Annotated in this window: 12 protein-coding genes; 1 reads left to right on the forward strand and 11 read right to left on the reverse strand. The window is 73.4% G+C overall.

Features of this window, described 5'->3' with window-relative positions; genetic code table 11:
- Positions 1–16: 16 nt before the first annotated feature.
- From ACIPXB_RS05625 to ACIPXB_RS05665, 9 genes are all read right to left on the reverse strand, one after another.
- On the reverse strand, positions 17–1117 hold the full coding sequence (locus ACIPXB_RS05625) for a potassium channel family protein (protein ID WP_401444926.1): 1101 nt from the start codon (positions 1115–1117) through the stop codon (positions 17–19).
- Positions 1105–2382, reverse strand: coding sequence for a molybdopterin molybdotransferase MoeA (locus ACIPXB_RS05630; protein WP_401444927.1), 1278 nt, complete (start codon positions 2380–2382; stop codon positions 1105–1107). Before ACIPXB_RS05630 ends, ACIPXB_RS05625 begins: the two co-directional genes overlap by 13 nt.
- Positions 2379–3299, reverse strand: a complete 921-nt coding sequence (locus tag ACIPXB_RS05635) for an NTP transferase domain-containing protein (RefSeq protein WP_401444929.1) — start codon at positions 3297–3299, stop codon at positions 2379–2381. The genes ACIPXB_RS05630 and ACIPXB_RS05635 overlap by 4 nt, the downstream gene beginning before the upstream one ends.
- Positions 3300–3451: 152 nt before the next feature.
- Positions 3452–3988, reverse strand: coding sequence for a bacterial proteasome activator family protein (locus ACIPXB_RS05640; protein WP_401444932.1), 537 nt, complete (start codon positions 3986–3988; stop codon positions 3452–3454).
- A gap of 85 nt (positions 3989–4073) precedes the next feature.
- The gene (locus tag ACIPXB_RS05645; RefSeq protein ID WP_401444934.1) at positions 4074–6917 is read right to left on the reverse strand and encodes an FtsX-like permease family protein; all 2844 of its coding nucleotides are present in this window, start codon (positions 6915–6917) and stop codon (positions 4074–4076) included.
- Positions 6914–7657 carry an ABC transporter ATP-binding protein gene (locus tag ACIPXB_RS05650; protein WP_401444937.1) on the reverse strand — a complete coding sequence of 248 codons (744 nt, stop codon included), beginning with the start codon at positions 7655–7657 and terminating at the stop codon, positions 6914–6916. The genes ACIPXB_RS05645 and ACIPXB_RS05650 overlap by 4 nt, the downstream gene beginning before the upstream one ends.
- A gap of 26 nt (positions 7658–7683) precedes the next feature.
- On the reverse strand, positions 7684–8355 hold the full coding sequence (locus ACIPXB_RS05655; RefSeq protein WP_401444939.1) for a PadR family transcriptional regulator: 672 nt from the start codon (positions 8353–8355) through the stop codon (positions 7684–7686).
- Positions 8356–8499: 144 nt separating this feature from the next.
- Positions 8500–9045: a hypothetical protein gene (locus ACIPXB_RS05660; protein WP_401444942.1), complete on the reverse strand. Its 546-nt coding sequence runs from the start codon at positions 9043–9045 to the stop codon at positions 8500–8502.
- Between the two features lie 176 nt (positions 9046–9221).
- Entirely contained in the window at positions 9222–10928 is a 1707-nt protein-coding gene (locus tag ACIPXB_RS05665; protein WP_401444944.1) for a protein kinase, read from the reverse strand.
- A gap of 227 nt (positions 10929–11155) precedes the next feature.
- Here ACIPXB_RS05665 and ACIPXB_RS05670 point away from each other — a divergent pair, with 227 nt between their 5' ends.
- Entirely contained in the window at positions 11156–12727 is a 1572-nt protein-coding gene (locus ACIPXB_RS05670; protein ID WP_401444946.1) for a protein kinase, read from the forward strand.
- Between the two features lie 93 nt (positions 12728–12820).
- On the opposite strand, the gene ACIPXB_RS05675 is transcribed toward ACIPXB_RS05670, so the two are convergent.
- Entirely contained in the window at positions 12821–13249 is a 429-nt protein-coding gene (locus ACIPXB_RS05675; protein ID WP_401444949.1) for a pyridoxamine 5'-phosphate oxidase family protein, read from the reverse strand.
- Between the two features lie 102 nt (positions 13250–13351).
- Positions 13352–14014 carry a response regulator gene (locus ACIPXB_RS05680; RefSeq protein ID WP_401444951.1) on the reverse strand — a complete coding sequence of 221 codons (663 nt, stop codon included), beginning with the start codon at positions 14012–14014 and terminating at the stop codon, positions 13352–13354.
- Positions 14015–14140: the final 126 nt, after the last annotated feature.

A 14140-nucleotide genomic window follows, 5' to 3' on the forward strand; every position in this document is an offset into this window, starting at 1 on the left:
ACAGTAGTACGCGCGCCTACTCGGCGGGGCCCTTGACCGCCACGGGGGTGGCCAGAGGGGCCGCGCGGACGATGACGATCAGCCGGTCCGTCAGTTGCAGCGGGCTGGCGTGCGGGTCGTCGTAGGCGAGCAGCCGGTGTCCGCGCAGCACGCTGACCACCAGGTCCTCGGTCTCGCGCACGCCCTTGCCCACCTCCGCCTTGCTGACGGGGCGTTCGATGAGGTCCAGGCCGGTGCCCTGCTGGATCAGGTCCTCCATCACGGTGCCGGCGCTCGGGCTGAGCACCGACAGTCCCAGCAGCCGGCCGGCCGCACTGGCGCTCGTGATGACCGCGTCGGCGCCCGACTGGCGCAGCAGCGGCGCGTTCTCCTCCTCGCGCACGGCGGCCACGATCTTCGCGCCACGATTGAGCTGGCGGGCCGTCAGGGTGACCAGGACGGCGGTGTCGTCGCGCTGGGTGGCGATGATGATCCGGCGGGCCTTGTGCACTTCGGCGCGCAGCAGCACCTCCGAGCGGGTCGCGTCTCCCACGACCCCGGTGAATCCCTCGGCGTTGGCGGAGTCGATCACCTTGGAACTCGGGTCCACGATGACCACCTGCTCCTTCCGGAGACCGGTGGCCAGCAGGGTCTGCAGGGCCGAGCGGCCCTTGGTGCCGAAGCCCACGACGACCGTGTGCTCGCGCAAGTTCTTCCTCCAGCGGTTCAGCCGCCACTCCTCCCGGGTCCGCTCGGTGAGGACCTCGAGAGTGGTGCCGACCAGGATGATCAGGAACAGCACACGCAGGGGTGTGATCAGCAGGATGTTGACCAGGCGGGCGCTGTCGCTGTGCGGGACGATGTCGCCGTACCCGGTCGTCGAGAGCGTGACGGTGGCGTAGTAGACGGAGTCGAGGAAGTCGACGCTGCCGTTGGCGTTGTCGTGGTAGCCGTCACGGTCGAGATAGACGATCAGCACGGTCAGGCAGAGGACGAACAGGGCCATCAGCAGACGCTTGGTGACCTGGCGTATCGGCTTCTCCACGATGCGACGGGGGAGTGTGACGCGCCGCGAGACGAGCTTCTCCTCCGCGCCACGGGCCATCGCGTCCTGTCCGTGGAGTTTCACGTGAAACATCCTCCACCGGCCCACGCCAGATCCAGCATCTCCAGCTCCTGCCCGGCCCGTGCCCCGTTCGGCGGTACGACGGCCAGCGCGTCGGCGGCCGCGATGCCGCGCAGCATCGCCGGGCCGTTGTAGCGCAGCGGTACGGCCTGGTCGTACCGGAGCACCACCGGCACGAGCCGGGTGTCGTACGGGTGCCCGGGGACCGCGTCGCGCACCGGGACGGCGTAGCGGGGCCGCGGAGCGCGCCCGGCGAGGCCGCGCAGCAGGGGTTCGGCGAGGGTGAGCAGGCCGGAGACGGCCGCGAGCGGGTTGCCGGGCAGGCCCACGAGGTGGCGGGCACCGCCGTCGAGGCGGGCCAGCAGCATGGGGTGGCCGGGCCGGACGGCGACCCCGTCGACGAGGAGTTCGGCCCCGGCCCGGGACAGCACCGGGTGGACGTGGTCGACGGGGCCGGCAGCGGTGCCGCCGGTGGTGATGACGAGGTCGGCCTCGGAGCCGGTGACCGCCTCGAGGAGGGCCTCGGCACTCTCGGCGTCGTCACCGAGCCGGTGGGTCGCGATGATCCGGGCGCCGGTCCCGGCCAGCCAGGGGCCGATCATGGGGGAGAGCGCGTCCCGGATCAGGCCGTCGTGCGGGCGGCCCTCGGTCAGCAGCTCGTCGCCCAGGACGAGGATCTCCACGCGGGGGCGCGGGCGGGTCAGCAGGTCGTCGTACCCCGCGGCCGCGGCCAGGCCCAGGACGGCGGGGGTGACGATGGCCCCGGCGGGCAGCAGCTGGTCGCCGGAGCGGCACTCCTGGCCGCGCGGGCGGATGTCCTGGCCGGCGTGGACGTCGCGCTCGGCGTGCAGCCGGCCGCCGGCGGTGCGGCAGTGCTCGCTGCGGATCACGGCCGTGGCCTCGGCGGGGATCCGGGCGCCGGTGGCGATCCGGACGGCCTCGCCGTCGGCCAGGGGATCGGGGCGGGCGGAGCCGGCCAGCACGTCGGAGCCTTCGCGGACCGCCCAGGGACCGGGTCCGGCGACGGCCCAGCCGTCCATGGCGGACGTGTCGAAGGGCGGCAGGTCGGTCAGTGCGTCCAGGGGGGCGGCGAGTACCTCGCCGAGTGCGTCGGAGAGGGCCGCGCGGTGGGTGCGGGGGCGGACGGCCGCGCCGGTGCGGGCGGCGATCTCCCGGGCCCGGGGCCAGGGAGCGGCCCGGTGGCCGCCGCCGTCGGGGTTGCGGGCGACCAGGGCGAGGGCCTCGTCCAGGGCCCGCTCGGTGTCGGAGGGGGTCATCCGGAACCGCTCCCGTCGCCGGCAGCGGTGTCGGTCCCGCCGGTACCGCCGGTACTGCCCGTGCCGTCCGTGCTGTTCTCGGCGGCCCAGCGCAGGGCCAGCTCGGACGCCTTGCGGGCGGCCTCGGCGACGGCCTGGGCGGGCTCGGCGCCGGTGGCTTCGGCGCGGGCTGCCGCGTAGCCGATCAGGAAGGTGGTCAGGGGCGCGGCGGGGCGGGCGACGCCGTGGGCGGCGTCGCGGGCGAGGTCGAGCAGGGTCTTGGTGTCGACGTCGACGTCGATGCCCAGCTCGTTCTTGACGGCGGTGATCCATTCATCCAGCACGTTCCCATGCTCTCTGATCCGGGCACGGGCCGCGGCGAGATCGTCCCAGGTGTCGCAGTCGAAGGAGGCGAGGGGATCGGCCGCGGTCAGGCGCGCGAGGTCGAGCTCGGCGGTCAGGGCCCGCAGGGGCAGGCCGTGCAGCGTGCCGTGTTCGGCGGCCAGGAGGGCGAGTTCGCGGCGCAGGGGTTCGGCGCGGTAGGCGGCGACGAGGGGCTGGTCGCGGCCGTCGGGGTCGCGCAGGAGGGTCCCCTCGGCCCCGTGGGCGCCTGCGGCGCCGTCGAGCAGGGCCTGGACGGTGTGCCGGTCCAGGAACGGCAGGTCGGCCGAGAGGACGAGGACGCGGTCGGCGCTGGTACGGCGCAGCCCCGCGGCGAGCGCGGCCAGCGGGCCGCCGCCGGGCGGATCCTCGCGGGCCCACGTCACGGGCCGCGCGGTGGCCCGCCGGCCGCCGACGACCACGGTCCGCGTGGCCCCGGCGCAGGCGTCGAGCACCCGGTCCAGCAGGGCGCGCCCGCCGACGCTGAGGGCGGGCTTGTCCGCCCCGCCGAGCCGCTGCGCGGCTCCCCCGGCCAGCACGATCGCGTCGTAACCCATGCCCCGAGTATGCGTCCGCCGCCCCGCTGCCGGCCCACCGCCCCACCCCGTACCCGGGCCGCCGCACCCCGTATCCGCGCCGCCGCACCCCTGTATGCCCGGACGCGGGAAACCCCCGTGCGCCGGGCACGGGGGTTCGGGGGCGGGTGGGGTCAGAGGTAGGGGCCCGAGCGGATGGCGCCGTGCGGGCCGTCCTCGTCGTCGTGCGGGGCCCCGGGCGGCAGGGCGCGGCGCATCTGCTCCAGTTGGGCCCGCGCCGCCATCTGCTGCGCGAACAGGGCGGTCTGGATGCCGTGGAAGAGGCCTTCCAGCCAGCCGACCAACTGTGCCTGCGCGATGCGCAGTTCCGCCTCCGAGGGGATCGCCTCGTCCGTGAACGGCAGGGAGAGCCGTTCCAGCTCCTCCACCAGCTCCGGTGCCAGACCGTCCTCGAGCTCCTTCACGGAGCTCGCGTGGATGTCCTTGAGCCGGACCCGGCTGGCCTCGTCCAGAGGGGCGGCGCGGACTTCTTCCAGAAGTTGCTTGATCATGCTGCCGATGCGCATGACCTTGGCGGGCTGTTCGACCATCTCCGTCACCGGGACCTCGCGCGACTCGTCATCGGCGCCGCCGACCGCCGTCCCGTCCTGGCCCACGATCAGAACCTGCGGGGGGTTGTCCTGCGACCGTTCACTCCTCGGCATCTCCATGCCGCCATTCTCTCGCACACCTTCGTTCTCACACGGTGTGCCCCCGTACCGGCGTGATCCACCCTGTACGGGGGCACGGACACCGTCAGCCCGTGGCCCGCCGGGCCAGTGCGCCGCTGGAGCGGGTGACGAGGGCGGCCAGCAGGGCCGCGCCCAGCGGGACCACGATCAGCAGCTGCGCGAAGGTCTCCCAGGGGATGACGATCGGGACGAACGGCATGCTGTCGCCTCCGAAGCCCGAGTTGAGGCCCTCCTCGTAGAACCGCTGCTGTTCGCGCCGTTCGGTCAGCCGCAGCCCGATCGCGGGCAGTACACCCGCCGCCGAGCCCAGCACCACGCCCATGGCGGCCACGACTCCGCACTGGAAGCCGCTCAGCGTCCGCCGTACCCGCGGGGGAGCGCCGACCGCCGCCAGGGTCTTGAGGTCCCCCTCGGCGTCGGCCTGGGCCAGCCCGGTGGCGATCCCCGCCGCGCCGATGGTGACCAGGCCCGCGAAGACGGACAGGATCAGCAGCATCATCGCGTCGTCGCCCTGGTGGCCGCGCTCGATGTAGAAGGCGGCGTCGACCCCCATGCGGTCGAACTCGCCCTCCAGCCGCTGCCGCTGCTCGCTGGTGGCCGTCCCGTCGAGGGTGAAGTACGAGCCGACCGGGGCGACGACGAGCCCGGCGGACTTGGCGACGGACTCCGGCAGGATCAGCCTGATGCCGTAGGCCTCGGCGCTCTCCGGCGCCTGGTGGACGGCGAAGACCTTGTCCTGGCCCGGCGGGTCCTCGTCACGCAGGGAGGCCTCTTCGGCCTTCTCGAAATCGGTGACCAGACGCATCGTCACCTTGCCGTCCTTGACCTGGCGCTTGTCGAACGAGACGGCCGTGCCCTCCCGCAGCGCCTTCACGGTCGCGGGGTCGGTGATGCCCAGGGTGGTCAGCAGCTTCTCGTCGGCGACGACCGTCGACTCCGGCGCGAAGTGCGTACTTTGCTTGCAGCGCCAGTCCTTGCGCAGCTCGCGTGCCTTCGCCGGCGAGAAGTCGGCGTCGCGTGCGTAGAGCGGGCACCGCTGCTCCTTGGGCACCAGGATCTCGGCCTGGCCGCAGCCCGGCGCCCGGGAGTACGACTCGCAGTCCGCCCTGCCGACCGCGACGCGGGCGATGTCGGCCCGCACCGCCACCGGGAGGCCGCGGCTGAGCGCGTCCCGGACGGCGGGTACGTCGCGCCAGCCGGCCGCCTCGTTGAGGTTCAGCCGGCCGACCCCGTCGGGGAGTTCGGCGACGTAGTTCTGCCGTTCCTGGACCTCGCGGCTGTGCTGGTACGTCGCCACCGCGACCGTTCCGGCGACGGCGGCCAGTACGGCGGCCACCGCCGGCGCCGTGCGCCCGCGGTTGCGGACCGCGTCGCGCAGCGCGAGCCGCGGGGACAGCGGCAGCCAGCGCCCCATCCGCCCGAACAGGCCGACCAGGACCGGGGTGAGGGCGACGAGACCGAGCTCGGCCAGGGCGCTGCCGCCGGCGACGACGACGAAGCCCATGCCGGACACCGTGCCGTACAGGGCGATGGAGGCGCCCGCGCCGATCGCGATCAGGCCGATGACCGGCAGCACCCGGCTGGACCGGCGGATGCCCCGGCGGCCGGTGAGGGAGGCAAGGACGGTCTGCCGGGAGGCGGTGACCGCCGGGGCGATCGCCGCGAGCAGACCGATCAGGACGGCCAGGGCCGCGACGGCGAGCAGCTCCAGCGGCCGGATGTCGAAGCTGCCGAACCGCCGGTTCACCTGCTCCTCCAGCCACGGCTGGAGTCCGAGGGTCAGGGCGATGCCGATCGCGATGCCGACGACGGCGGCCGCGACACCGATGACGAGGCCCCCGGAGAGCACGATGGCCCGGATGTGCCGGCGGTCGCCGCCGTTGGCGCCGACCAGACCGAGCTGGCGGCGCGAGCGGCGGGCGCCGACCGCGAACGCGGGGCCTGCCAGCAGACAGACCTCCAGCATGGCCAGGCCCACGACCGTGGCGAGGATCGCCAGCTCCGTGGCCCGGCTGCCGTTGCCGTACAGGCGCTCCTTGGGGGTCTGCTGGTAGAGCGGGACCTCGGAGTCGGCCGGCGGGTCGAGCGCCACGGCCCGGGACACCAGCTGGGCGCCCTTGGCGTTGGCCTCCTTGACCGTGTTCCACGTGAAACCAGCGCCGCCGGGAGCCTTGGCGAGGAAGGTGTCGTCGGGGGTCACGCCGGTCATGCCGGCGGCCTGCAGGGCCTGGTCGAGCGGGGCGAGCAGGGTGCCGGGCGGGGCGATCAGCTGGAGGTTCGACAGGTTCGACGGCTCCTCGTACGCGCCGACGATCTTGTACGTGATCTTCGAGCCGCGCGGGGTGACGCCGGAGCCGACGAAGAGGCCGGACTCCTTCAGGAACGCCTGGGAGGCGATGACCTCGCCCGCCGCCCGCGGCAGCTGCCCGCGGTCGAGCGTGATCAGGCCGCGCACCATCGGGTGCGCGAGGTCCAGCTCGCGCAGCTGGGTGTCCAGGAGGCCGTACGCGGTCCGTACGCGGCCGTGGCCGCTGCTGTCCCTGACCAGCTCGGTACCGGGCGGCAGCGCGGCCCTGGTGGCCCCCGCGAGGTCCGTGGGGGGCTTGTCCGGGCGCGGCGGGCGGGCGTCGAAGCCGCCGACCGGCTCGTAGTGCTCGCCGTCGGGGGTCTGGTAGATGGCCGTGCCCAGGTTGCTGGTCTTCACGACGGCGTCGGCGGCGCCCATGAGGCGGTGCATGGCCTGCTCGGTGGAGAGTTCGGCGCTGCGCAGCGCCAGATCGGCGCCGCTGACGCCGACGATCGGCAGGGCGATCATGGCGAGGACCAGGAGGCTGCGGCCCTTGGCGCGCCAGGCGTCGCGGCGGGCGATGCGGATGGCCGCGATCCAGGAGTGGTACCAGGACTTCACCGCTGGGCCGCCCGCCCCGACAGCAGGGAGTCGGCGTGGCTGCGCAGGGTCTCGTCGACCACGCCGCCGTCGCGCAGGAAGACCACGCGGTCGGCCCAGGCGGCGAACCGCGGCTCGTGGGTGACGAGGATGCCGGCGGCGCCCGCGTCGCAGCGGGCGCGCAGCAGGGCGAGGACGGATTCCCCGGTCTCGGAGTCGAGGGCGCCGGTGGGCTCGTCGGCCAGGACCAGACGGCGGTCGCCGACCAGGGCGCGGGCGATGGCCACGCGCTGCTGCTGGCCGCCGGACATCTCGTCCGGGAAGCGGTCGGCGAGCTGGGACAGGCCCATCTCCTCCAGGGCCGCGAGGGCGGAGACGCGTGCCTTGCGGGCGGAGACCCCGTCCAGCTCGCGCGGCAGGGCCACGTTCTCGGCGGCGGTGAGCGCCGGTATGAGGTTGTAGTCCTGGAAGACGTAGCCGATGCTGCGCCGGCGCAGGGCGGCCAGCTGCTTGCGGCTCGCGGCGGTGATGTCGGTGCCCTCGACGATCACCCGGCCGCTGGTGGGTGAGTCCAGGCCGCCCGCGAGGGTCAGCAGCGTGGACTTGCCGGAGCCGGAGGGGCCCATGACGGCGACGAGCTCGCCGGGGTGGACGGCGAGGTCGATCCCGCGCAGGGCGTGCACCTCGGTGGCGCCGCTGCCGTGCGTACGGGTGAGTTGCTGCAGTTGCAGCACGGGCTGGGGTCGGTGCTGGTCGGGCATGAAGGGTCTCCCCCCGGGGCGGTGGTTCAGCCCCGTGTCGCGCGGGTGCGGGGCTGCGCGGCCGCGGCGGCGGCCGCGGCGGCGGTGTCGGAGTCGGAGTCGGTCGAGCCGGTGTCGGCCTGGGGCGCTGCGTGCGGGGCTCTCCGTTCGGCCAGGACGGAGAGCCGCACCAGCCGGGTTTCGGAGTGGTCCAGCCAGCGGGCCTCGGCCTCGGTCTGGAAGATCAGCTGTTCCAGGACCAGCAGCCAGGCCACGTCGTCGCGCTCGTGCGACTGCCCGGTCTCGATCGCGGCGAGCGCCTGCGCCTTGAGCCGGGTGTAGTCCTGCATGGCCTTGATCGTGGCGTGCCGCTGGGCCTGGATGACGGCGCGGATGTCCACGCCGGGTGAGCCCACGGCCATGGCGAGCTTGATCGACAGCTCGTCGCGGGGCGGGTTGGTGCGGTCGACGGGCCGCTCGTACCAGTCGGCGAGCTCGGTGCGGCCGGCGTCGGTGATCGTGTAGAGGGTGTGGCCTGCGTCGTCCTCGCCGCCGGGGGCGACGAGGCCGTCACGCTCCAGCCGGGCGAGGGTCGTGTAGACCTGCCCGACGTTGAGCGGCCAGGTGGAGCCGGTGCGGGACTCGAACTCGGTACGCAGCTGAGAGCCGTACCGAGGACCCGTGTCCAGCAGTGCGAGAAGGCCGTGGCGGATGGACATACTCAGTATGTATACCGAGTATGTCCATCGTCGCAACCGCCCTCGGACGTACATCTCAAGGGGGACGCCCGGGAGGAGGGCCCGGGATGTTCCGGGCGGGACCGGGGTGGGACGGGGGTGGGACCGGGGCGGAGAGCGTCGGCCTCAGCCGCGGCGCAGGCGCACGGCGAGGAAGCCCAGCCCCAGTCCCATCAGGGCGATTCCGGCGCCGAGCGGCAGGATGTGCGCGGCCAGATCGGCGGCGCGGTCGTTGATCGGGGTGCCCAGTGCCGCCGGCGGGGGCGACGGGGCGGGCGGCCGGGACGGCGTGGCGATCTCCGGCGGCGGCAGCACCGGAACGGGCCGCGGGCGTTCCGGAACGGGCCGGCCCGGAGGGGGGAGGGCCGGCCGGTCCGGAACGGGGAGGTCGGGACGTGCGGGGCGGTCGGGGTGCGCCGGGTGCTCGGGGCGGGCGGGAACCTGGGCGGGACCGTCCGGGAGCGGCCGGGCCGGGAGCGGCCGGGCCGCCAGGACGGCGTCGGGGTTCGCGGGCTCCGTCACCGGACGGCCGGGGCGCTCCCGCCCCTGGCCCGCGGTGCTGCCGGCCAGCCGGGGGTCCCCGCCCGGGACCGCGTGCGCCGGCGGTACGAGCACGGCGGCCACGAGGGCCGCGGCGGCCAGTCCGCGCAGCGGACGAGAGCCCTGGTTCACCCGCCCAGATTCACATACCGGAGCAAAACCGGCATCCTGGACGGGCCGTTCAGAACCCCGCGCGCCTCGCCCGGCCTACCGAGCCCGGCCCCGCGCCTCCCGGCCCGTAGCGGAACGGGCCGCCCGCCCGTAGCGGAACGGGCCGACCCGCCCGCAGCGGAACGGGCCGCCCGGTTCTACTGCGGGTTGCCCGTCGAGACGACCAGGGTGAACTCGGTGTTGGCCTTGTCCACGTCCGTGCTCGGCGCCGGGATCTGCTCCAGCACCGTGTCCTCGCCGTAGACCGCCTCGTCACGCTCCTGGACCTTGTAGCGCCAGCCCGCCGCCTGGATGCACTCCTTCACCGACTTCACGTTCTTGTAGCGGAAGTCGGGGGCCGAGACCTTGTTCGGGTCCTTGTAGGACTTGTAGGCCTCCTTGCACTTCGCCGGCTCGATCGTGCGCGACGGGTCCGGACCCTTGTGCCCGCCCTTCGTGGACGCCGCGCCCGACGGGTTCGCGGGCTTCGCCGAGGTGGAGCCGGCCGGGGCCGTGGTGCCGCCGCCCCCGCCCTCCTCGTCCTTCCCGTTCAGGTAGATCGCCGTGACCAGACCGCCGACGGCCAGCAGCGCCACCGCGATCGCCCCGACGACCACCGGCATGTTCCGGCGCGGCGCCCCCGCCCCGGGCCCGCCCGCCCGCGTCGGCGCCCCGCCCGTCGGCGAGATCGTGAACGGCGGCGGGGTCTGCGACGCGAACGGCTGCGGCGCCGGGGTGTGCGGGTAGGCGTACCCCTGCTGCGGGACCGGCGGCGGGGTGTGCGGGGCGAACGGCTGCGGGGCCGGGGTGTGCGGCGCCGGGGTGTGCGGGGCCTGCGGCGCGTACGGGGAGGACGGGTACGGCTGCTGCACCGACTGCGGCCCCGGCGCCTGGAAGCCCGAGTCCACCGGCGGGAACACGGCCGAACCCACGCCCGCGCCGCTGCTCACCGGCCCGCCGGCGACGATCGCCGGAGCGCCCGTCTGCCCGGCCGACAGCACCCGCGCGATCTCGTCGCGCATCGCAGCGGCCGTCGGGAAGCGCTCGTTCGGGTTCTTCTTCAGCGCCCGCGCGACCAGCGCGTCCATGGCCGGCGTGAGCGAGCGGTTGATGGTCGACGGGGCGACCGGCTCCTCCTGCACGTGCGCGTACGCGATGGCCAGCGGCGAGTCCGCGTCGAACGGCAGCCGCCCGGTCAGCAGCTGGAAGAGCATGATGCCGACCGAGTACAGGTCGGAACGGGCGTCCACGGCGCGCCCCAGCGCCTGCTCCGGGGAGAGGTACTGCGGGGTGCCGACGACCATGCCGGTCTGCGTCATGGAGGTGACGCCGGACTGCATCGCACGGGCGATACCGAAGTCCATCACCTTGACCACGCCACGCTTGGTCATCATCACGTTGCCGGGCTTGATGTCGCGGTGCACCAGGCCCATCTCGTGGCTGGTCTCCAGCGCGGCCAGCACGTCGGCGGTCACCTTCAGCGCCTTGTCGGCCGGCATGGCGCCGTACTGCGCGACGTCCGCCTGGAGCACGGAGCCCAGGGGCTGGCCCTCGACGTACTCCATCACGATGTACGGCATCAGCGCGCCGTCGAGCTCGCCCTCGCCCGTGTCGAACACGGACACGATGTTCGTGTGCGACAGTTTCGCCACAGCCTGGGCCTCGCGCCGGAAGCGCTCGCGGAAGGACTGTTCCCGTCCCAGTTCGCTGTGCAGGGTCTTGATGGCGACCTGCCGGTCGAGCGCCGAGTCGTACGCGAGGTAGACGGACGCCATGCCGCCCTCGCCGAGCAAATCCCTTAGCTGGTAACGGCCACCGGCCAGCGAGCCGCCTGCGTACCGGCCCGGATTGCCGTCCTGGCTCATGACTGTTGCTTCCCCTCGCCCAGTTCCGTCCGCGCCTGGCTGGGCGCATGTCGCGCCCAGTCTGCCGGAGGGCAAGCACACGTCAAGCCAGGTGCTCGTTCCGTGACCACGGGGCCACGGGGTGCCATGGTCCGAACGGTCACCTGTTCCGAGGCTGTAGCGTTCACCGGAGCACCCTGCACAAGACCCACCGCTTCTGCGGCCGAGAGAGACGACGGCGAGGACTGATGGCACCCGAACCCGAGGGAAACGGCGCCGGGATGGCCGAGGGTCCCGAACACTGGGGAGCCGGCGGTCTCGTCGGCGACGGGCGCTACCGCCTTACCCACCGGCTCGGCCGCGGCGGCATGGCCGAGGTCTTCGCCGCCGAGGACGTACGCCTGGGCCGCACCGTCGCCGTGAAGCTGCTGCGCGCCGACCTCGCCGAGGACCCCGTCTCCAAGGCCCGCTTCACCCGTGAGGCGCAGTCGGTCGCCGGCCTCAACCACCACGCCGTCGTCGCCGTGTACGACTCCGGCGAGGACCGGGTCGGGCCCAACACCGTCCCCTACATCGTGATGGAGCTGGTCGAGGGCCGCACCATCCGCGAGCTGCTGCTCAGCGCCGAGGCCCCGGGCCCCGACCAGGCGCTGATCATCGTCTCCGGGGTGCTGGAGGCGCTCGCCTACTCGCACCAGCACGGCATCGTGCACCGTGACATCAAGCCCGCCAACGTCATCATCACCAGCGCCGGCGCGGTGAAGGTGATGGACTTCGGCATCGCCCGCGCCCTGCACGGCGCGCAGGCCACGATGACGCAGACCGGCATGGTCATGGGCACCCCGCAGTACCTCTCCCCGGAGCAGGCCCTCGGCAAGGCCGTCGACCACCGCTCCGACCTGTACGCGACCGGCTGCCTGCTGTACGAGCTGCTCGCGCTGCGCCCGCCCTTCACCGGCGAGACCCCGCTCTCCGTGGTCTACCAGCACGTCCAGGACGCGCCGGTGCCGCCCTCCCAGCTGGGCCAGGACGTGCCGCCGGAACTCGACGGGCTGGTGATGCGTGCGCTCGCCAAGGACCCCGACGACCGCTTCCAGAGCGCCGAGGAGATGCGCGGGCTGGTCCAGTACGGCCTGCAGATGCTCCAGGAGGAGGGCGCGGGCACCGGTACGTGGAACACCGGCCCGGTGACGATGGCGCTGCCCCACGGCCGCGGCCCGGCGGCCACGACGGCCATGACGGGCGCCGGCCAGCAGTACCCGGCGCACGCCACCACCTCGCAGTTCCAGCAGCCGATGGTGCCGCCGCTCAACCCGGACGACGGCTCCGCCTTCCCCGGCGGTGGCAGCGGCGGTTACGACCGCTACGACGGCCCGGGCCACGGTGACGACGGCCGTGGCGGCGGCCGCTGGAAGGCGTGGCTGTTCGCGGTGCTCGCCGTCGTGGCCATCGCGGCCGGTGTGGTCTACGCGCTGGACAACGTGGGCAACAAGGGCGGGGGCACCGGCAAGAACCCCGCCAGCTCGCAGAGCCCGGCCACCGGCCAGACGAGCGCCCCGCCGTCGCAGGACACCCCGCAGCCCACCCTGTCGCCGGACAACACCCGTACGTGGGACCAGAACACCCCGCCGCCGAGCCGGACGCGCAGCAGCACCCCGAGCTTCAGCCAGTCGCCGACGCCGACGGAGACGCATTCGCAGACGTCGCCCGACCCGACGGCGACCAAGCCGACCAGCACGCCGACGAAGACCATGCCCCCGACGACGAAGCCGGGCCCGACGACCACCGCCGCCAACCCGGCGGGCGGCGGCGAGGGCTGACGCCGCGCAGGCATCGGCAAGGGCCCGGAGGAAGTAATTCCGCCGGGCCCTTCGCCGTATCCCTCGCGCTGTCAGATGGTCTGTCCGCGCAGTTCAGAGCGTGCGTTGGAACTGGCGTCGGGGAATTTCCGCCGGACCGGGCCGCAGGGCGTGGACGGTGACGAACTGCGGTTCGATCCGCATGTGGACCGGGTCGAAAACCTGCCCGTCCACGAAATGAGGAGCGGGGCCGAAAAGTTCGAGTTCGGCGGTGGCCGGCTCCACCGTCCGGGCCGTGCCGGTGAGCTGCACCGACCACAGGTGCGGATCGCCGGTGTTGAGGTTGTCGGCCCCGTAGGCGACCACGCTGCCGTCGCAGGCGTCGTGGTAGCCGAAGCCGGCGTGCATGCGCAGCACCACCTGGCCGTCCGCCACGATGTGCCGGGCCGCGGCCAGGAAGGGCAGCGCGCGCATGCTGGTGGCCACCCGGCCGTAGGGCACCTGGCGCAGCAGTTCGAGGGCGTGGAGTTCCTCCGGTGACATGGAACTCACTCTCCGGGACCGGCCCCGTGCGCCGGAAGGGGAGCCCGCCCCCCGACCTCAGGACGTTGGTCCCGAATCACCCGGGTCGGCCGCCGGCCCCGGTCAGCCGCGCTTCTCCGCCTGGAGGCGGGCGACGTACGCCGCGGCCTGGGAGCGTCGCTCCATGCCCAGCTTGGACAGCAGGCTGGAGACGTAGTTCTTGATCGTCTTCTCGGCGAGGTGCAGCCGCTCGCCGATCACGCGGTTGGTCAGGCCCTCGCCGATCAGGTCGAGGATCTTGCGCTCCTGCTCGGTGAGGTTGGCGAGCCGGTCGTCACCCCTGCCGTTCTTGCCGTCGCGCAGCCGCTCCAGCACCCGGGCCGTGGCCACGGGGTCCAGCAGCGACCTGCCGTCCGCCACCTCGCGTACGGCCTGGAGCAGCTCGTTCCCCCGGATGGCCTTGAGCACGTACCCGGAGGCCCCCGCCATGATCGCGTCGAACAGCGCCTCGTCGTCGGCGAACGAGGTGAGCATCAGGCACTTGATGTCCTCGTCCTGCGAGCGGACCTCGCGGCAGACCTCGACACCGCTGCCGTCCGGCAGCCGTACGTCGAGGACGGCGACGTCGGGACGGGTCGCCGGGATGCGGACCAGGGCGTCGGCGGCGGTACCGGCCTCGCCGACGATCTCGATGTCCTCTTCGACCGACAAGAGCTCGTAGACCCCTCGGCGCACCACTTCGTGGTCGTCCAGGAGAAATACCTTGATTTTTCCGTCTTCGCGCACGAAGTCATCTTCACACACTCGTTCACACACTCGCCTCTTCCCTGACGCAGTTACCCGGGATAACGTGCCGTTGTTCCGGCCCCCTGCAAGGCTGTGACCAGTGGTTGTTCCCGGTGTGGCGGATTT

This window comes from Streptomyces sp. NPDC090022, from assembly GCF_044748145.1.
Taxonomy (GTDB): Bacteria; Actinomycetota; Actinomycetes; order Streptomycetales; family Streptomycetaceae; genus Streptomyces.